The sequence below is a fragment of the Sphaerimonospora cavernae genome (assembly GCF_042435035.1).
GTDB lineage: Bacteria > Actinomycetota > Actinomycetes > Streptosporangiales > Streptosporangiaceae > Sphaerimonospora > Sphaerimonospora cavernae.
In genome coordinates, this window is record NZ_JBHMQT010000018.1 from 123,017 (window position 1) to 141,456 (window position 18,440).

At 70.1% G+C, this 18,440-nt stretch carries 16 protein-coding genes and 1 pseudogene; 9 read left to right on the forward strand and 8 right to left on the reverse strand.

Annotated features, from left to right (window positions below):
• Positions 1-16: 16 nt before the first annotated feature.
• Positions 17-1,357, reverse strand: coding sequence for a M20/M25/M40 family metallo-hydrolase (locus ACFHYQ_RS11105; RefSeq protein WP_394301029.1), 1,341 nt, complete (start codon positions 1,355-1,357; stop codon positions 17-19).
• A 273-nt stretch (positions 1,358-1,630) separates the two neighbouring features.
• On the opposite strand from ACFHYQ_RS11105, the gene ACFHYQ_RS11110 reads away from it, so the two are divergent.
• Positions 1,631-3,007 carry an aspartate aminotransferase family protein gene (locus ACFHYQ_RS11110; protein WP_394301030.1) on the forward strand — a complete coding sequence of 459 codons (1,377 nt, stop codon included), beginning with the start codon at positions 1,631-1,633 and terminating at the stop codon, positions 3,005-3,007.
• Between the two features lie 70 nt (positions 3,008-3,077).
• Positions 3,078-4,193, forward strand: a complete 1,116-nt coding sequence (ald, locus tag ACFHYQ_RS11115) for an alanine dehydrogenase (protein WP_394301031.1) — start codon at positions 3,078-3,080, stop codon at positions 4,191-4,193.
• Positions 4,194-4,217: 24 nt separating this feature from the next.
• Here ald and ACFHYQ_RS11120 read toward each other — a convergent pair whose 3' ends face one another.
• From ACFHYQ_RS11120 to ACFHYQ_RS11130, 3 genes are all read right to left on the reverse strand, one after another.
• Entirely contained in the window at positions 4,218-5,639 is a 1,422-nt protein-coding gene (locus tag ACFHYQ_RS11120; RefSeq protein WP_394301032.1) for a tetratricopeptide repeat protein, read from the reverse strand.
• Positions 5,640-5,678: 39 nt separating this feature from the next.
• Positions 5,679-6,758 carry a sulfite exporter TauE/SafE family protein gene (locus ACFHYQ_RS11125; protein ID WP_394301033.1) on the reverse strand — a complete coding sequence of 360 codons (1,080 nt, stop codon included), beginning with the start codon at positions 6,756-6,758 and terminating at the stop codon, positions 5,679-5,681.
• Between the two features lie 132 nt (positions 6,759-6,890).
• Entirely contained in the window at positions 6,891-7,814 is a 924-nt protein-coding gene (locus ACFHYQ_RS11130; protein ID WP_394301034.1) for a MerR family transcriptional regulator, read from the reverse strand.
• A 152-nt stretch (positions 7,815-7,966) separates the two neighbouring features.
• Between ACFHYQ_RS11130 and ACFHYQ_RS11135 the strand changes: the two genes are divergently transcribed.
• Together ACFHYQ_RS11135 and ACFHYQ_RS11140 are read left to right on the forward strand one after the other, a co-directional pair.
• Complete coding sequence (locus ACFHYQ_RS11135; RefSeq protein ID WP_394301035.1) at positions 7,967-8,392, forward strand: uL11 family ribosomal protein; 426 nt, start codon at positions 7,967-7,969, stop codon at positions 8,390-8,392.
• A gap of 640 nt (positions 8,393-9,032) precedes the next feature.
• A complete protein-coding gene (locus ACFHYQ_RS11140; RefSeq protein WP_394301036.1) occupies positions 9,033-11,552 on the forward strand; it encodes an HNH endonuclease signature motif containing protein in 2,520 nt (839 codons plus the stop codon).
• Between the two features lie 55 nt (positions 11,553-11,607).
• Here ACFHYQ_RS11140 and ACFHYQ_RS11145 read toward each other — a convergent pair.
• Positions 11,608-11,796: pseudogene (locus ACFHYQ_RS11145) on the reverse strand (response regulator transcription factor); the annotation flags it as partial.
• A gap of 400 nt (positions 11,797-12,196) precedes the next feature.
• Between ACFHYQ_RS11145 and ggt the strand changes: the two are divergent.
• Entirely contained in the window at positions 12,197-14,089 is a 1,893-nt protein-coding gene (gene ggt / locus ACFHYQ_RS11150) for a gamma-glutamyltransferase (RefSeq protein WP_394301037.1), read from the forward strand.
• A 17-nt stretch (positions 14,090-14,106) separates the two neighbouring features.
• Here ggt and ACFHYQ_RS11155 read toward each other — a convergent pair whose 3' ends face one another.
• Entirely contained in the window at positions 14,107-14,280 is a 174-nt protein-coding gene (locus ACFHYQ_RS11155) for a hypothetical protein (RefSeq protein WP_394301038.1), read from the reverse strand.
• 97 nt (positions 14,281-14,377) lie between these two features.
• Here ACFHYQ_RS11155 and ACFHYQ_RS11160 point away from each other — a divergent pair, with 97 nt between their 5' ends.
• On the forward strand, positions 14,378-15,193 hold the full coding sequence (locus tag ACFHYQ_RS11160; protein WP_394301039.1) for an SURF1 family protein: 816 nt from the start codon (positions 14,378-14,380) through the stop codon (positions 15,191-15,193).
• A gap of 22 nt (positions 15,194-15,215) precedes the next feature.
• Positions 15,216-15,536, forward strand: a complete 321-nt coding sequence (locus ACFHYQ_RS11165) for a DUF3817 domain-containing protein (RefSeq protein ID WP_394301040.1) — start codon at positions 15,216-15,218, stop codon at positions 15,534-15,536.
• Between the two features lie 44 nt (positions 15,537-15,580).
• On the opposite strand, the gene ACFHYQ_RS11170 is transcribed toward ACFHYQ_RS11165, so the two are convergent.
• Both ACFHYQ_RS11170 and ACFHYQ_RS11175 read right to left on the reverse strand, forming a co-directional pair.
• Positions 15,581-15,775 carry a tail-anchor membrane protein gene (locus ACFHYQ_RS11170; protein WP_394301041.1) on the reverse strand — a complete coding sequence of 65 codons (195 nt, stop codon included), beginning with the start codon at positions 15,773-15,775 and terminating at the stop codon, positions 15,581-15,583.
• Positions 15,776-15,907: 132 nt separating this feature from the next.
• The gene (locus ACFHYQ_RS11175; RefSeq protein WP_394301042.1) at positions 15,908-16,504 is read right to left on the reverse strand and encodes a hemerythrin domain-containing protein; all 597 of its coding nucleotides are present in this window, start codon (positions 16,502-16,504) and stop codon (positions 15,908-15,910) included.
• 146 nt (positions 16,505-16,650) lie between these two features.
• On the opposite strand from ACFHYQ_RS11175, the gene ACFHYQ_RS11180 reads away from it, so the two are divergent.
• A complete protein-coding gene (locus ACFHYQ_RS11180) occupies positions 16,651-16,908 on the forward strand; it encodes a hypothetical protein (protein ID WP_394301043.1) in 258 nt (85 codons plus the stop codon).
• Positions 16,909-17,040: 132 nt separating this feature from the next.
• A complete protein-coding gene (locus tag ACFHYQ_RS11185; RefSeq protein WP_394301044.1) occupies positions 17,041-18,414 on the forward strand; it encodes an alanine racemase in 1,374 nt (457 codons plus the stop codon).
• The last annotated feature ends 26 nt before the right edge of the window (positions 18,415-18,440 follow it).

Here is an 18,440-nt window from a genome sequence, read left to right on the forward strand (position 1 = left end):
GCCGCTCAGCTCATCCTCAGCCCTGGGCGTACTCGCTCAGGAAGATGGCCTCGGCGGTGATGACGCGACGCAGCTCGTCCAGAACCACCCGCTCGTTCGGCGCGTGGATGGAGGCGTGGTCATCCTCGGCACCGTAGAGGAGGATCTCGGCCTCCGGGAAGAGCCGGGAGAGCGAGGCGACCAGCGGAATCGAGCCGCCCTGGCCGACCTCGCGCGGCGCCTGGCCGAACGCGTGAGCCATCGCACGGTTGATCGCGCCGCGCGCCCGGCCGCCGGCACCCGCGCGGAACCCGGCGCCCGTGACGAAGTCGCTGAACGACACCTGCACGCCCCACGGGGCGATCTTCCTGAGGAAGTCGGTCACGTCCTGGAGTGCCGTCTTCGCGTCGCCGGACGGGGGGATGCGGATCGTGACGCGGGCCCGCGCCACAGCCTGGACCGCGTTGATCGCGCCATGCACATCGGGCACGTCGAGCCCGGTGACGGTGATGGCGTACGACGCCCAGATGCGGTCGGCCACGCTGCCTGTGCCGACGAGCGAGACCCCGTCGAGGACGCCCGCGGTGGCGCGCAGTTCCTCTTCGGTGCAGCCCTGGCCGGAGAACGTGCCGCGGGTCAGTCCGGGCACGCACACGTCTCCGGCTTCGTCGTGCATCGCGGTGAGCATGCGCATGAGCGCGGCGAGCGCGTCCGGGGCGGCGCCGCCGAAGGCGCCGCTGTGGACGGCCTCCGCCAACGTACGGACCTCCACCGTGAACGCGGCCATCCCGCGCAGTGACGTCGTCAGCGCGGGATCGCCGATGTACGGGTTGCCCACGTCGGCGATGACCATCGCGTCCGCGCGAACCAACTCGGGATCGGCTTCGATGAAGTGCTGGAGGCGCTCCCCGGCGTACTCCTCCTGGCCCTCGATGATGACCTTGACCCCGACCGGGAATCGGCCCTGGAAGGTGCGCAGCGCCGCCACGTGGGTGATCACGCCGCTCTTGTCGTCGGCGGTGCCCCTGCCGTACAGCACGCCGTCGACCCTGGTCGGCTCGAACGGCGGGGTCTTCCACAGCGCCGGATCGCCGGCGGGCTGCACGTCGTAGTGCGCGTAGAGCAGCACGGTGGGTGCCCCGGGCGGCGCGGGAGCCTCGGCGAAGACGGCGGGGAAGCTGCCCTCGATCGGGATCTGCCGGACGTACGGGAGGCCTGCCGCGCGCAGCAGCCGCTCGGTGAATGCCGCCGCCTCGTGGACCGGCGCCTCCGGATGGCCGGGGAAGGCGACGGACGGAATGGCGGCGAGCCCTTCGAGGTCCTCGATCGTCTGCGGCATGCCCGCCTGGACGGCGGCCTCGATCTCCTCAGGTGTCACGGCGTCTCTCCGGGTGGTGCGAGTTGTCGATCATGGTTGGCTGCCGGTCCAACCCATTGGATCACACCGCGGAGACACCGGAGGAACGGTCGGGAGGGCGGGTGGGCGCGCGGGCGGCCAAGAGTAGATCGACTTTGACGGATTTCGTTGTTACTGCCCGACGTCATCGCGAATTTCGAGGTGTTTCCACATTGACACCACGCAATCACTTGGCAAAACCTTGTCGAGACGGGCAGACTGGTGGGAGCACCGATCACATCAGGGAAGGTTGCGATGACCCGCGTTCCCAAGGCCGCGCAGGACAATCTCTGGATGCACTTCACTCGTCACGGCGCTTACGACGAGGTCGAGGTGCCGATGATCGTCCGAGGTGAGGGCGCCTACGTCTACGACATCAACGGCAGGCGCTACCTCGACGGGCTGGCGGGACTGTTCGTGGTCCAGGTCGGCCACGGCCGCGTTGAGCTCGCCGAGGCCGCCGCGAAGCAGGCCCAGGAGCTGGCGTTCTTCCCGCTGTGGTCCTACGCCCACCCAAGGGCGGTCGAGCTGGCCGAGCGGCTGGCCGGGCTCACCCCCGGCGACCTCAACCGGGTCTTCTTCACCACCGGCGGCGGTGAGGCGGTGGAGTCGGCGTGGAAGCTCGCCAAGCAGTACTTCAAGCTCCGCGGCAAGCCGCTGAAGACGAAGGTCGTCAGCCGCTCCATCGCCTATCACGGCACGACCCAGGGCGCGCTGTCCATCACCGGCATTCCCGGGCTGAAGCAGGACTTCGAGCCGCTGGTGCCCGGGGCGATCAAGGCGCCGAACACCAACGTCTACCGGGCCGACGAGATCTCCGGCTTCGACGGCCTGGACAAGGACGCCGAGGCGTTCGGCCGCTGGGCCGCCGACCAGATCGGCAAGGCCATCGAGATGGAGGGCCCGGACACCGTGGCCGCCGTGTTCGTCGAGCCGGTGCAGAACTCCGGCGGCTGCTTCCCGCCGCCGCCCGGATACTTCCAGCGGCTGCGCGAGATCTGCGACACCTACGACGTGCTGCTCGTCTCCGACGAGGTCATCTGCGCGTTCGGCCGCCTCGGCACGATGTTCGGCGGGCAGAAGTTCGACTATGTTCCGGACATCATCACCTGCGCCAAGGGGCTGACCAGCGGCTATGCCCCGATCGGCGCCATGATCGCATCCGAGCGGCTATTCGAGCCGTTCCGGCACGGCACGACGATGTTCGCACACGGCTACACCTTCGGCGGTCACCCGGTGTCCGCCGCCGTGGCCCTGGCGAACCTCGACATCTTCGAGCGTGAGGACCTGCTCGGCCACGTGGCCGCCAACGAGCCGGTCTTCCGCGGCACGCTGGAGAAGCTGCGCGACCTGCCGATCGTCGGCGACGTCCGCGGGTCGGGCTACTTCTACGGAATCGAACTGGTCAAGGACAAATCAACCAAGCAGACGTTCAACGAGGAGGAGTCCGAGCGGCTACTGCGCGGCTTCCTGTCGAAGGCGTTGTACGACGCGGGGCTCTACTGCCGGGCCGACGACCGCGGCGACCCGGTTGTCCAGCTCGCTCCGCCGCTGATCTGCGGGCCCAAGGAGTTCGACGAGATCGAGTCGATTCTCCGTTCTGTCCTCACCGAGGCGTGGGCTCGCCTCTGACGGTTACCCTCGTACGGCTGCGCCTATCGGCGCGCGGACTTTGCCGAGCACCGTATGAAAGGACTCTTTCATGAAAATCGGTGTGCCAACCGAGGTCAAGAACCACGAGAACAGGGTCGCCGCGACACCCGCCGGCGTCCACGAGTTGGTCCGCAGGGGTCACTCCGTCAGCGTCCAGAAGGGCGCGGGACTCGGCTCCCACATTCCCGACGAGGAGTACCTGGCCGCCGGAGCCGAGCTCGAGGAGAGCGCGGACCGTGTCTGGGCCGAATCCGAACTGGTCCTCAAGGTCAAGGAGCCGGTGGCGGAGGAGTATCACCGGCTCCACGAGGGCCAGGTGCTGTTCACCTACCTTCACCTCGCGGCCTCCCGCCCGTGTACGGACGCGCTGCTGTCGGCCGGGATCACCGCCATCGCGTACGAGACGGTGCAGGCCGGCGGCACGCTGCCGCTGCTCGCCCCGATGTCGGAGGTGGCGGGCCGCCTCGCCCCGCAGGTCGGCGCCTACAACCTCATGCGAGTCAACGGAGGCCGGGGGGTGCTGCCCGGAGGCGTGCCCGGCGTTCCCCCCGCCAAGATCGTCGTCATCGGCGGCGGCGTCTCCGGTTTCAACGCCGCACAGGTCGCGGTCGGCATGGGCGCGGATGTCACGATCCTCGACGTCAACATCGACAGGCTGCGCTACATCGACGCCATCTACCAGGGCCGTATGAAGACGATGGTGTCGACCTCCTACGCGATCGAGCAGGCCGTGCTCGAGGCGGACCTGGTCATCGGCGCGGTGCTGATCCCGGGCGCCAAGGCTCCGACGCTCGTCTCCAACGAACTGGTCGCCCGGATGAAGCCGGGCGCGGTGCTCGTCGACATCGCGATCGACCAGGGCGGCTGCTTCGAGGACTCCCACCCGACCACCCACGACCAGCCGACCTTTCCGGTGCACGGCGCCGTCTTCTACTGCGTCGGCAACATGCCCGGTTCCGTGCCCAACACCTCCACCTACGCGCTGACCAACGCCACGCTGCCGTACGTGCTGAAGCTGGCCGATCAGGGCTGGCAGAACGCGCTCCTCGGCGACCCCGCGCTCCGGACGGGACTCAACACCCACGCCGGCACGGTGACCAACGGGCCGGTCGCGGTCGCGCACAAACTGCCGTTCACGCCGGTCGACGTGGTCCTCGCCGCCTAGTGCCGCGACCTGGTTCAGCGTGATCTAGCGGAGGCCGAGACCCTTGCGCAGGTCGCGCGCGGTCACCAGGACGTGCGCGACCTCGGCGGGAGTCGGCCAGGGAGCCGTGCCCGGACGCAGCAGGGTCGCCCGCACCGAGCAGAGATGCTCGATGGACGTCGCGTGCAGACCGCTGGTCTCGGCGAGACGGCCGATCGGGTCCGCCTGCTCCGGCAGCCCCCGGATGACCAGATCCCAGGTGCCGATTATCTCGATCAGGTCGCGCTCGCCGGGTGCGGGCTCGCCCCGGCGTCCGGAGGCGAGCACCGCCAGCTCCGCCCGCGCGGACTGTTCCGGCGTCACCGGGCGGTCCCAGTACGGCGGAGGCGGATAGAGCAGGGGCTCCTCCCCATGGGGGCAGGCGAGCACGGCGCGCAGCTCCGAGGCGGCCCGGCGGTGGCCCCGCGCGGCGGCCATCCGGAACCAGTGCCGCCCTCCCGTGAGGTCACCATGCTCGGAGACCAGCAGCAGCCCCAGGTGGTAGGCGGCCTCGGGATCGTCGGCGGCGGCGGCAAGACCGAGCCAATGGCCGGCCACCGCCCGTTCGCCCATCTCCACGCAGACGATGCCCGCCATGCGCAGACCCTCGACGTGCCCGGTGCCCGCGGCCAGTTCGAAGTACGCCCTTGCGGTGGGAAGGTCCCTCCCGGCCAGTGCGAGGCCGCCGAGACGGCAGGCGGCGCCGGGGTGATCCGCCCGGGCCCGGAGCGCGAGCCGGTAGAACGTTCGCGCCCGATCGTCGTCCCGGAGTGCCTGCCGCAGCAGACCCAGATGGTAGGCGCCCTCCGCGTGCCCGCCGCGGGCGGCGTACTCCCACCACTGGCCGGCCTCGGTCTCGTCGCCGGCCGCATACCCGAGGACCCCGAGGTCGTGGGCGGACCGCAGCTCACCCTCCAGAGCCGCCTTCACATGCCAGGTACGGGCTGCGGTGATGTTCCCCTCGTCCTCACACAGCAGGGCGAGTCGCCGGGCCGCCCGGCCCGAGCCGTTCTCGGCCGCCGTCTCGAGCCAGCGCCGCGCGGTCGGCATGTCGTCCCGCCGGTCCAGCAGAAGAACGGCCAGGCGGAACGCGGCCTCCGCGTCGCCGGCTCCGGCCACGAGTTCGTACCAGCTCATCGCCTCTGACGGCGTGCCGTGCCGCTGGTGCCAGACGCCCAGGTTGAACGCGCTGTCGACGTTTCCCGCCCGGGCGGCCCGCTCCCACCACTGCCTGGCGGCCCACCGGTCCCCACGCTCGGCGTGCCGGCGGCCGAGACGGTGCGCCGCGTCCGGGTCACCGGCTCGGGCGGCGGCGAGCAACGCCGCCTCCGCCGCATCCCGCGGGACCTGGACGCCCTGGACCTGGATGCCCCGGAGTGGGATGTCCGGCCGGGCCGGCGCCGCCTCGGTGGTTCCCACGAAAGTCATGGGAGACAGCGTGACACGTAACCCGGCCATCACGGAGCGTTATTGCAAAGTCCTTTGGCCTGCGGGAATGCTCTCGAAAGTGACGAAACCGACGTACATCCCCATGCCGCAGGCGTAGCGGAGCCGTCCGGGTTCTCGCGGCGGAAGCCGTACCGTCTGCCGGCCGGTGACGGGCAGCACCACGTCCCGGCCGTCGATCGAGAGCGTGCGCGTGCAGCCCCGGTTGTCGTGGGAACGGAAGACGATCTCGATCGGGTGGCCCGCGGCGGCGCGGGCGATTCCGGGGCGGAATCCCTCGCCGGTGGCCCAGATCGTGAGGTGCTGAACGCCGTCCGGTCCCTGTCGGGCACGTGCCGCGGACGCCGACGCGGAGGACCCGGCGGCCGAGCCGAGGTCGGGGAGCCAGCCGCCCAGTCGGAGCCCCGACCCGATCGTGAAGACTCCGGCGACGAGGGCGGCGACCCCGGCCAGCGTGGTCAGCGTGCCCGACCGCCTCTCGGTGACCCCGCGCAGGAGCAGGCCCAGCGCGGCGAGGACAGGAGCCGTTCCGACGGCGAATCCGGCGAGAACCGCGGCGCCGCCCAGGGCGCTTCCCGTGGAGACCGCCACGATCTCCATGCTGATCGTCACCCCGCAGGGCACGAGGATCGTGGCGAGTCCGAGGAGCGCGGCACCGGGGACTCCTCCGGGTTCACCCGGTCTCGGCGCCCTGTTTGTCGCGCATTCAGCCTGATGCGCCGGGCGATCCGAGGAGCGTCCGCCCATGCGGAGCAGGCGTACGGCGAAGGTGAGCACCGCGATCCCGGCGGCGACGAGGAGCACCGCCCTGACACGCGGACCGATCTGTACGGCCGAGCCCACCAGGCCGAGCAGCGCTCCGGCGGCGAGGTGAACCAGCAGCCTCGCCGACAGAAACGCCCCCACTGTGGCGAGGTCCCGTCTCGACCGGCCCGATCCCTGCTGGCCCGATCCCTGCCGGTCGGGCTTCTGACTGTCCGACCTCTGGCAGGACGGGTTGACCAGGCCGATGAGCAGGCCGCCCTGTACCGCCGTGCATGAGGCGGTGCCGGCGGCGAGACCGGCGGCTACCCCGCCGACGAACAACGCTGCCGGGTTCATTCTCGCAACGTAACGTGCTCAATCGACAGCGACCAGTAACATTTGGCTGCCTCGCAGGCAAACGACTCCTTTCCGGAAGGAAGCTCGGTCTCGTCTCTCGAACCCGTTGCCGCGTGATGCCCCGAGCGGTGCTTATGCGCCGCCTTCGGCATGCGCGCGAATCGCGGTGGTGAGCCATTCGAAGGCGGGCACGCTCGGTTCGAACGGAGGCGTCCCGTTGATCACGCCCAGCAACTGCCAGTATCGCTCCACCCTGCGGTCGGTGAACCGCTCCATCTGGTCGGCGAGCCGTACGCGCTCACCGGCCGGCATGCCGGGATCGATCAACCGATCCAGGACCTCGCGGCCCCGGGTGGAGTCGGGAGCGACGCCCTCCGCCATGGCGGCGCGAACCCGATCGAGGACGGCCTGAGGGTCGTAGGGCGGCGGTTCCGGCACGTCCGTGCCGGCGCCCGCGACCGCCATCTCGCGGGCCCGTCGGCGGAAGTCGGGGTCGGCGACCAGCTCGGCGAGCTCCATCCAGGCGTCCACCTGCTCGGCGGTGGGATCATCGGGCAGCTCCGCCGGCAGTTGGCGCATGCAGTTCGCGATCGCCGCCCCGGGTGTCTCAGGATCGGTGCCGGCGAAGACCTCGTCGACGAACCCGTCGATGACGCGCTGTCGTTCGGCCGCCGACAGCCGGGCCAGTTCGTGCATGAGCTTCATCTCCTCAATGGTGCTTGCGCGTTCGGCGACCGACCGCAGCACCGCCCGGCGGGCACGGAGAATGCTGATCTCCGCGTCCAGGGCGGCGACATGCGCCCGCGCGACCTCCGCCACGGTGGCCTGTCTGGCCAGCACCCGCTGGACGGTCGGCAGGTCGATTCCCAGCTCGCGCAGCGTACGGACCAGGTCCAGCCGCGCCACCGATTCGGAGTCGTACAGCCGATAACCTCCGGCCGTACGGTCACTCGGCGGGATGACGCCGATGTCGGACCAGAAGCGGATGGTGCGGACCGGCACGCCGGTCCGGCGTGCGATTTGCCCGATGGTGAACACTTCGCCGCGGTCGGTCACGCACACAGCCTCCACCCTCCAGCAGGTGGAGACTCAAACTGTTTTCACGGCCCGTTCCCGTTTGAGTCTCCAGCTTGAGTCTCCAGCCGCTGGAACTCCTAGCGTCCATCTGCGCAGGAAGACCAGGAAGAACGGACGGAAGGGGACGGGCCGTGGCAGCGAAGCGCAAGGTTTTCGAGGCGACCATCCAACTCGAGGCGGGCGACGCCGCGGTGGCGGAGTTGGGGAAGGTGCTCGGGCCGACGGGTGTCAACATCGTCGCGATCAAGCGCGAGTACGACGAGAGCACATCGAGGCGGCGCGGTGAGATCGTGCCGGTCGTGGTCACTGTGCTCGAGGACCGGACGGTGGAGCTTCGGTACAAGACGCCTCCGACGTCGTTCCTGATCCGGCAGGCACTGGGTGGCAAGGGCGCGGCCAGACCGGGCCACGACGGGGCTCGTCGGCTGACGAACGCCCAGCTCCGGGCCATCGCGGTGCGCAAGCTGCCCGACCTGAACACCAACGACGTCGACGCGGCGATGCGCATCGTCGCGGGTACGGCACGCTCAATGGGCGTGACGGTCTCGGAGAGCTGATCCAGAGCGTTTTGGGCGACGCGTTTTGGTCGACGCGTTTTGGCTGGCACGAGCGTTTTGGCGGGCACGGGACCGGCGGTTGAGAGCATCCCGCTCCCTGGAGCGGTCGCCGCCGACGATCGCAGAGTGTGAGGGGTTGTGTCGACATAGTGTTCGAGGTAGGGTTGGGGCAGTCGTTACGGGTGAGCTTAGCTGGCGGGCCGTTCGAGGCCATGCGCCGAGTGATGAAGTAGCCGTTTCCGCATCAGGAAGGTCCCTGGTCCTGATGGCCGGGGGTGGTCGTTGCTTTCGACTCGGTGAGGGGGTGCCCGCCATGTCCGTTCCGCTGCGTGAGCCGGTCGTTTCCGGCGAGCCTGTCGCACCGCGCCTTGCGGCCCTGCCCGGTGAGGACGCGTCTGTATCCGCCCCTGCCGATGCTGCCGGTGCCGGTGAACGCGCTCCCGGTGAACGTGCGGCTGGTGTGAATGCGCGTGCCCAGACTGGGGGTGGCGAGGCTACCGGTTCCGATGCCGAGGTCGCGGCCGTTGAGGTCGAGGCGGGTGCCCGGATCGGGGCGGCGATCGGTGTCGGATCAACGGAGGGTTCCCCTGGCTGTAGTGGAGTGTGGGCGGGGTGGCTGGATCGTGGGGGTCCGGAGCCGGTGCCGTTGCCGGTGGGCGTGGCGGATGCGGTGCCGGGGGCGGAGTTGGCGGGGTTGCTGGCCGGGGTGGATGTGGGCCGCGTGTCGGGGTTCGACACGGTTGAGGTGCTGAAGGCGGCCTACCGGCAGGTGTGTCATGCGCGGGCGTGGTTTTTGCTGGCGTTGCTGGAGGTGGGGCTGCGCGAACAGGGGTCGGGGGATGGCGTGTGCCGGGTGGAGACGCCGGATGAGTTCGCTCCCGACGAGGCGCGGGCGGCGCTGGTGTGGTCGCGGCGGCGTTCGGATACGACCTTTGAGCTGGCGTGGAATGTGCATCGCCGGTTGCCGGTGCTGGGGGAGGCGATGCTGGCGGGGGTTTTGGACGAGCCGAGGGCGGTGGCGTTCGTACGCTGGACGGGAGGGTTGACCGATGAGCAGGCCCACCAGGTGTGTGAGCAGTTGGTGGGCCAGGCGCCGGGCTGGACGGTCGGGGAGTTGGTCGAGCGCATCCAGCAGATGGTGCTGGCGATCGATCCGTTGTGGGCGCACAAGCGGTATGCCGAGGCGGTGCGGCGGCGCCGGGTGGTGGGAGTGCGCGGCGAGGACGGCACGGCGAGCGTGTCGGGGTTGGATCTGCCGCTGGATCGGGCGGCGGCTGGATGTGAGCGGATCGATGTGCTGGCACGGGCGTGTAAGCGGGCGGGGGACCGGCGGCCGATCGACCATATTCGGGCGGATCTGTTTCTGGGGTCGCTGGACGGGTCGTTTGAGCGGTTGAGCGATGAGGAGATCATCGCTCATGTCCTCGCGCATCCCTTCATCGACCCCGATCCCGACGCCGGTCCCGGTCCCGGCTCTGGCCCCGATCCCGACGCCGGTCCCGGTTCTGGCCCCGATCCCGACGCCGGTCCCGGTTCTGGGCCCGGGTCCGGGTCCGATCACGATCCTGCTCCCGGTCACCATGACAGCTCTGATAGCTCTGGTAGTTCTGAGAACTCTGATGGCTGTGATGGCTGTGATGGCTGTGACGCTGACGGCTGTCTCGTGGCGCCTGCGGTTGGCCCCGATGGCGACCACAACTCGGGCGAGATCTGGGATGGCCTGAGGATGGCGTCCGGCGGCTGTCCCGGTGGCGGCCGGGGTGATGTTCCCGCTGGCCGCCACGAAGATGGACCGGACCGGGGTGGCCCGGTTGCGGGAGGCCGGGGATGGGCGGTGGGGGAAATCCGCGTCGGGGTGACCACCCTGATGGGGCTTGATGAGCATCCCGCTCATGTGCCTGGCTGGGGATTCCTGCACGCGGGCCTGGCCCGCCAGGTCGTCGCCGGGATGCTGTCGGGAGAGTGGCGTTTCGCCGTGTGCGGTGACGACGGTCGTCTCCTGCATGCAGGGATCACCCGTCACCGCCCGCAGCCGGCCACCGCCTCTTCCGGACGTGCTGCCTGCCCGGCCGGTGACGTTCGCCCGGCCCGTGACAGGCGCCGGGGCGGGATCGTGGAACTGCAGGTCACCTGGGCACGCCTGTGCGAGTTGACGAGTCGGCCCGTCGCCGGGGACGCCTGGTCGAAACTGCTGGCCGATCTGCTCCGCCAGACCCGCCCGCGCGTGGAACACCACCTTGGGGAGGGAGCTGCGCTCGCCGACGATGACGGCCGTCATTCCGAACCTGAGCGTGGCAGTGGTCCCGACCCCTGGTCCGGCGGTGATCCCGGGACCGGTCCTGATCCCGGTCCTGATCCCGGTCTTGGGTCCGACCCTGGGCACGGTCCCGCCTTCGGTCGTGATCGTGATCCTGGTGTCGGCAGCGGTCCCACACGCGATCTCTGTTCAGCATCCCTTCCCGGGTTGGACGCTGCTCCTGGGCGGGATGCTGCTCCCGGGCGTGGCTCTGGAGCCGATCACGGCCAGGATCCCAGTGCCGGCCATGACCGTGGTCCTGGTTCTGGGTGGAGTCCTGGTTCTGGGTGGAGTCACGGTCGTGGTGGGGATGGTCGGCGGGCCGATGCCGTCCTACGGCGCTATGTCCAAATCCGTGGCCGGGTGTGCTCCTGGCCCGGCTGCCGCGTGCCCGCCACCAAGACCGACCAGGACCACATCGTCGACTGGGCCTCGGCCGGTCCGACAAGCGCGGGCAACCTGGAGTTGGCCTGTCGTCACGATCACCGGGCTAAGCACGAGGGCGGCTGGCGGGTGACCAGGCCCGAGCCGGACATGATCGTCTGGACCAGCCCTCTCGGGCATGTCTACCCGGTCCGGCTCCCTCCGATCATGGTCGCCCTGCCCGATCCGCGGCCGCGGAACTGGCCGAAGGCACCGCCCGGCCACCTGCCCGAGAACTATGAGCCGATCATGGAGGAGAGCATGGCGGATGAGGCCTCGACCGGAGGCTCGGCATCAGGACCGGGGCCGGTGGGTCAGGGCTCTCACGGGCAGGGCTCTCACGGGCAGGGCTCTCACGGGCAGGGCTCCTCGGGGGACCGCACCACGGATATCGAACCCAGGTTTTTCCTTGATTCTGATCACGACGTCCCTCCCTTCTGACAGCCTTCCGGCAGCTTTCCAGCGCAGCCCGTTCCTGAGGCGTCCTGCCCTCGGTCTAGCGCCAGCCGGGCTTGACCAGGCCGGATTCGTAGGCGATGACGACGAGCTGGGCACAGTCGCGGGCCTGGAGCTTCATCATCGTGCGGCTCACATGCGTCTTGGCCGTCGCGGGCGACAGGCACAGCTTGGCGGCGATCTCGTCGTTGGTCATGCCGCCGCCCACGAGTGTGAGAACCTCACGTTCGGCCCAGATCCGGAGACCTGAGCTGGCCGAGTTGGGCGCCTCTCGTGCCGACGACCTGGATTACGCCGACGACCGCCGACCAAATCAGATCTTTCCCATGAAATTGGGTGATGCGGGAGCGCACACCCGCACGTTAGGCCACCGCGGCAGATCATCGCATCCGCCCGAGGTGGCACCGCCCCGTACGCCTACCGGAGTATGACCGACGGCGCCAGAGCCTGGACACGGCAAGCCCGGCCACCCGCGTCCACAACCGGACATTCCCGTGCTGATCCTGACGTCGTGAGTCATGCTGAGGTGACCCGCAGGATGGTGGAGGCAGCCGGAGTGGAGGCGGCCGCAGTGGGGGCAACTGGACTGGGGCAACTGGACTGGGGGCAGCAGGGGCGGAGGTCGCGGGATGAGAAGTGCCATGGTCGCGTCGCTGGGGCTGGTCACGCTTGCCGGCCTGGTGACCCCGCCGACTGTTCTCCCGCCGGCAGCCCTCGCGTCGGCAGCCCTCCCGCCGGCCTTGGCCGCGCCCGGGCCGTACGCCGCGGACCCGGCGGGGATGTCGGCCCAGCGCAGACCGGATCCCAAGCAGCCGGTGGCGGAGGGGTACGGCGGGGCGGTGGCGACCGTGGACCTGGACGCGAGCCGGGCGGCGCTGAAGGTGCTGCGTCAGGGCGGCAACGCGATGGACGCCGCCGTGGCCGCCGCGGCGACGCTCGGCGTGACCGAGGTGTACTCGGCGGGCCTGGCGGGCGGCGGCTTCATCGTCTACTACGACGCCCGCACCCGGAGGGTCACCACGATCGACGGCCGGGAGACCGCGCCGCGGGCCATGACCGCCACGACGTTCGAGGGAATCCCGTTCGACGAGGCCGTGACCAGCGGTCTGTCCGTCGGGGTGCCGGGCAGCGTCGCGCAGTGGGACCTGGCGCTGCGCCGGTTCGGCACGATGTCGCTGCGGCAGGCCCTGCGCCCGGCGATCGAGACGGCCGAGAAGGGCTTCGTCGTCGACCAGACCTTTCATGACCAGACCGCGCAGAACGCCGCCCGCTTCAAGGACTTCACCTCGACCGCCGCCCTCTTCCTGCCCGGTGGCCGCCCGCCGGCCGTCGGGTCGGTCTTTCGCAATCCCGACCTCGCCAGGACGTACCGGGAGCTGGGCAGGCGCGGGCCGGCCTGGCTGTACGGCGGGGCGCTCGGCCGGGAGATCGTGGCCACGGTCAAGCGCCCGCCGGTGGCTCCCGGCTCCACCCGGACGGTCCGGGCCGGGCTGATGGAGAAGGCCGACCTCGCCGTGTACCGCGCGATCGAGCGCCCACCCACCAAGGTCGCCTATGAGGGACTCGACGTGTACGGCATGGCGCCGCCGTCGTCGGGCGGATCGACGGTCGGCGAGGCGCTGAACATCCTGGAGGCGCTGCCGCGGGTCGAGTCTCGAAGCCAGGAGTCGCGGACGCAGCGGCTGCATCGGTATCTGGAGGCTTCGCGGCTCGCGTTCGCCGACCGCAACGCGCATGTGGGCGACCCGGCCCACGTGAACGTGCCGCTCGACGGGCTGCTTTCCGATGTCTTCGGCAAGGAGCGCGCCTGCCTGATCGGGCCGGTCGCCATGCCGCATCCGGCGGCGCCGGGTGCACCGGACGGGCCCTTCACGGCCTGCAGCGCGCCGTTGTCTCCCGCGCCGTCCCGGGGTTCCTCACCCGAGGGGGAGCAGCCGGAGGGGCCGGAGACGACCCATCTCGTGGTCGCCGACAAATGGGGCGACGTGGTGGCGTACAACATCACGATCGAGCAGACCGGCGGCAGCGGCATCGTGGTGCCCGGCCGCGGATTCCTGCTGAACAACGAGTTGACCGACTTCACCTTCGGCCCCGCGCCGGGCGACCCCAACCTGCCCGCGCCGGGCAAGCGGCCCCGCTCGTCGATGGCGCCGACGATCGTGCTCAAGGACGGCAGGCCGTTGCTGGCGGTCGGATCGCCCGGGGGCTCGACGATCATCACGACCGTGCTCCAGATCCTGGTCCAACGGATCGACTTCGGGATGTCGCTGCCCGAGGCGATCGCCGCTCCGCGGGCGACCCAGCGCAACACGGCGGCCACGCAGGCCGAGCCCGCGTTCCTCGAGCGGTACGGCGAGGCGCTCACCGCCCTCGGTCACACGCTTGCCCCGGTCCCGGGCCCGCCGACCGGTGAGATCGGCGCGGCGACCGGACTGGAGTTCCTCGGCGGTGGAAGGATGCGGGCGGTCGCCGAGCCCTCCCGGCGCGGGGGCGGCAGCGCCCTCGTGCTGAGGACGCGCTGAAGTCACTCCAGCTCAGCTCAGCCGAGCATGAGATAGGCCACCACGCCGAGCGCCACCAGGAGCACCACGGCGACGGCGATCCATATCGGCAGCCGGGACGGCTGCTCCTTGGCGGCCGCGGCGTCCTGCTGATGCGCGAACGCGCGGAACGCCTGGGTGTTGCCGGCCGGGTCAATCTGAGGGTCGGACATGGGCGCAACTCTAGCGACCCCCGAGAGCCCTCGAAGCGATTTGTCGGATTTTCCGCCGGGTGCGGGACCGATGCCATCAGCGGATAGCGTGTTGTGCATGTTGCGTACCCTGCTCGCTCCCCGGCTGGTGGCCCTCCACCTGCTGGTGATCGGGGTGCTCGTGTCCTTCACCCTGCTCGGACGCTGGCAACTCGGCGTCTTCGAGGCGTCGGGCCAGCCCAGGCTCGCCGCGGATCCGCCGCCGGTCGCCGTGACCGAGTTGACCCAGGCGGGCCGGCACACACCGGTTGAGGCGGCGGGCCGGCGGGTGACCGCCACGGGCACCTACGACGCGGGTGGCCAGCTTCTGGTGGCCGACCGGGTGGCCGACGTGGACGCCCCCGGAGGGCGGGCGGCCAGGGACCAGGGATTCTGGCTGCTCACCCCGCTGCGACTGACGGACGGCACGCTCGTCGCCGTGATCCGCGGCTGGGTGTCCTCGCCGCAGGACCCGGCGGCAGCCGTGCCCGAGGGGACCGTGACGGTGACGGGACGGCTGCGCCCGGCCGAGCAGACCGACGCGGTGCAGCGCTCGGCGCGGGCGCTGCCGGCGGGACAGGTGGCCACCGTGTCCACCTCGGAACTCATCAACGTGTGGACCGACGCTCCGCTGCGCGACGGCTTCGTCGTCGCGACCGCGCAGGAGCCGGCCTCCCTGGCCACGCCCGTCGCGGTGTCGCCGCCCACCGAGGGCATGGGGCTGACGTGGCGCAATCTGGCATACGCCGCCCAGTGGTGGGTCTTCGCGATCTTCGCGGTCTACATGTGGTTCCACTTCGTACGCGACGCCGTACGGACCGACCGGGCGAACCGTACCGGCCAGGCCGCCCCGGCGGCGCCGGGAGGACCGGCCCCCGGTGCGGATATCGTGTGATGAACGGCTTCCAGCAGAGGTAATGATCAACGTGGCTACCGCGCTCAAGTTCTACCGGGTCATGGCGTACATCGTCGGCGTGATGCTGCTCGCGCTCTGCGGCGCCATGGTCGCCAAGTACGGATTCGACAGCCCCACAGCTGTGGTGGTCGTGGGACAGGCCCACGGTTTCCTGTACATGGTCTACCTGGTGGCCGCGTTCAACCTCGGCCTCAAGGCCCGATGGGGCATCGGCTACCTGATCCTCGTGCTGTTCTCGGGGACGATCCCGTTCCTGTCCTTCGTCATGGAGCGGAACGCCACCGACCGCGTCCGCAAGCAACTCGCGGTCGCGGCGGTGTAGGACGCCTCCCTGAGACCTCGGGGGCAGGCCCTTCAGCAGGACCTTCAGCGGCCGATCTGGCGGCGGCGGATCCGGCGCAGCCGCGCACGCTGCGACTCGTCGAGCATGAAGTAGGCGACGACCGGGCCGCCCAGCACGCCGAGCACGATCAGCCAGGTCAGGATCGAGGGGAGCGGCAGGAGGATGGCGAGCACGGCCACAATCCCCGCACCCACGTAGTACTTTCCGAGTGGCGACATCGTTCGGCCTTTCGTGTTCTCTGCTGCGTCGCCCAAGAGAACGTACGAGCCTGTCGCCGAGTTCCCCTTCCTCGGGCACGGCCTGCGACCCTCGGTCGGGCCGCGGCCGTGCCGCGCGGATATCACACGGTTTCAGCCTTTGCCGGACTCTGACTTGCCCATCGCCTTGCGGATCACGTCGCGTGCCCGGTCCATCATCGCGATCGGCGGGCCGAGCAGGATGTTCCCGGTCGCCGACTCGGGGCCGCCCGGGTGCGGGTGCGTGGGGGCCATCGCTTCGGCGGCCTTGACTCCCACGGCCATCGACCTGCGCTCGGCCTCACTGGTCGTCGCCTTCAGCTCGGCGAACTCATAGCGCTCCTCGGCGGCGGCGTGGGCGAACACGGCTGCCCTGAGTCTCTCCAGTTCCTGGGTGAACTCGGGCGTCGTCACGTCCATGTCGTCGAGGCGGCTGAGCATCTCCTTCGCCTCACCCTCCTCCTGCAGGCGACTGTCGACGATGTTGTCGCCACCGACCAGCTTGCGTCGCGCAAAGGGATGGACGATCTCCTCCTCGGCCGTCTCATGAACGGCGAGCAGGCGGACGAGTCGGCTGAACGCTTCCTTCCGCTCATCCCCCCGGCACCTGTCGATCTCGTCGAACAGATCTCTGATAAGGGAATGCTGCCGGAGCAGAAGGTCGATGACGTCGTTCTCCTTCATTGTTTCCGGCCTGGTCTGGCGGTCCATTCGCGCCTCCTCTCTGGTCGTATTCGGGCTACCCCCAACCAGGGACCGAAACGCCCACCCTTAGCTGCGGATTTCGTAGTTTCGCCCCTCCGGCGATCCTCGACCGGCTGCTGCCCGGCCTGGACGGGCTGGACCCTGATGCGAGAGTGGCGGAGACCCAGTTGGCCGTACGCGGCGTCGACCGCCTGGACCACCGCTACCTGGAGAATCTCGGGGCCGAGGCCGTGCCTGCCCTGGACCGGCTGCCCGAGCCGGACCGGAGCTGCGTGCTGTTCGAGGTCGTCGTGGCCAACGAGCTCTACCGCCGGGACCCGTGGAACGGCTGGAACCTCGCCCGTGAGCAGGCACGCGACGTGCTCGCACGCCGGCCGGTGCAGCGGCGCATCGAATGCCCCGTCCCATAATGGTCCTGCCCGGTTGAAGGTCCTGCCTGGTTCGGGATGGCTTGACCGGTCCAGTACGATCCAGCGAGGTAGCTGTGCCGTCCGGCCGGCGTTGAGGGGCCCACTGATGAGCGGGACGATGAGGGGGACGAGGTGAGTTTCGCGGACCGCCTCGAGCGTCCCGAGATCGTCATCGACTGGAGCACTCGCGGCTTCCTGCGGCCAGGTAGTCCGATCGCGGCCGAGGAGTTCGCCGTCGCCGGTCACTCGCTGTTCGGCGGGGCGTTCACCTGGCCGGTCATGGTGGCCAAGCGGTCGGCGCTGGAGCACAACCTCGCCGCGCTGGCCCGGTTCGCCGCGGAGCACGGCCTCGCTTTCGCGCCGCACGGCAAGACCACGATGTCTCCCGAGCTCTTCCAGGCCCAGCTCGACGCCGGAGCGTGGGGGATCTCCGCGGCGACGCCCGCCCAGGTGCTGGTCTGCCGGAAGTTCGGCGTGCCGCGCGTGCTGCTCGCCAACGAGATCTTCGATGTGGCGGCGCTTCGCTGGCTGGCAGCCGAGATCGAGCATTTCGAGTTCCTCTGCTATGTCGACTCCGCCGAGGGGGTGCGGGTTCTCGACGAGGCCGCCGGCGCCGTGCCGTTCCGGGTGCTCATCGAGCTCGGCCACGAGGGAGGCCGGACCGGCTGCCGGGGCACCGCCGCGCTGCTGGAGGTAGCAGAGGCGGTGCGCGAGGCCCGCGGAGTCGAGCTCGCGGGGGTCGCCTGTTATGAGGGCACCCAGCCGGGGGCGGGCGGGGTACGCGCCTTCCTGCGCGAGTTCCGAGAGGCGGCCGAGGCGGTGGCGCCGTACGTTACGGGCCAGATGATCGTCTCGGCGGGGGGAAGCGCGTGGTTCGACCTGGTCGCCGAGGAGCTGTCGCCGCTGACCGGCGAGTCGGGCCTGAACGCGCTCGCCATCCTGAGGAGCGGCGCCTACATCGCCCACGACGACGGGTTCTACCGGGAGCACACGCCGTACAACCGGATCGCGCCGGGGGCCGGAGGCCTGGTTGGGGGCCTGGTTGGGGGCCAGGTTGGGGGTATGGCCGGGCTGCGACCGGCGCTGGAGGTGTGGGCGCAGGTGCTCTCGGTGCCGGAGCCGGGCCTGGCGTTCGTGGGCATGGGCAAGCGGGACGTCCCCTATGACCTGGACCTTCCGGTCGCCCGTGCCGTACGGCACGGCCCGTCGGGCGAGACCATGCCGATCAATGGGCCGAACCGGGATGGGCCGAACCGGGATGGGCCGAAGGTCGTCAAGGTCTGGGACCAGCACGCCCAGGTGGTGTGGAACGCCCAGGGCGCGGCCGGGGCGGGTCCTCAGCCGAGAGACCTGGGGCCGAGAGACCTGGGGCCGGGGGATCTGGGGCCGGGGGATCTGGTGGCCTTCGGCATCTCGCACCCGTGCACCGCGTTCGACAAGTGGCGGGTCATCCCGGTGGTCGACGACGATTACGTCGTGGTCGACCTGATCGCCACGTTCTTCTGAACCTTCCGAGCTTTCCCAGGGAGCGG

Bases quoted from the DNA above. Each gene is read 5' to 3' on its own strand.
- ACFHYQ_RS11110 (WP_394301030.1), top strand. From the start codon at position 1,631: ATGACCCGCGTTCCCAAGGCCGCGCAGGACAATCTCTGGATGCACTTC.
- ald (WP_394301031.1), top strand. From the start codon at position 3,078: ATGAAAATCGGTGTGCCAACCGAGGTCAAGAACCACGAGAACAGGGTC.
- ACFHYQ_RS11120 (WP_394301032.1), bottom strand. From the start codon at position 5,639: ATGACTTTCGTGGGAACCACCGAGGCGGCGCCGGCCCGGCCGGACATC.
- ACFHYQ_RS11125 (WP_394301033.1), bottom strand. From the start codon at position 6,758: ATGAACCCGGCAGCGTTGTTCGTCGGCGGGGTAGCCGCCGGTCTCGCC.
- ggt (WP_394301037.1), top strand. From the start codon at position 12,197: ATGAGAAGTGCCATGGTCGCGTCGCTGGGGCTGGTCACGCTTGCCGGC.
- ACFHYQ_RS11155 (WP_394301038.1), bottom strand. From the start codon at position 14,280: ATGTCCGACCCTCAGATTGACCCGGCCGGCAACACCCAGGCGTTCCGC.
- ACFHYQ_RS11160 (WP_394301039.1), top strand. From the start codon at position 14,378: ATGTTGCGTACCCTGCTCGCTCCCCGGCTGGTGGCCCTCCACCTGCTG.
- ACFHYQ_RS11165 (WP_394301040.1), top strand. From the start codon at position 15,216: ATGATCAACGTGGCTACCGCGCTCAAGTTCTACCGGGTCATGGCGTAC.
- ACFHYQ_RS11170 (WP_394301041.1), bottom strand. From the start codon at position 15,775: ATGTCGCCACTCGGAAAGTACTACGTGGGTGCGGGGATTGTGGCCGTG.
- ACFHYQ_RS11175 (WP_394301042.1), bottom strand. From the start codon at position 16,504: ATGGACCGCCAGACCAGGCCGGAAACAATGAAGGAGAACGACGTCATC.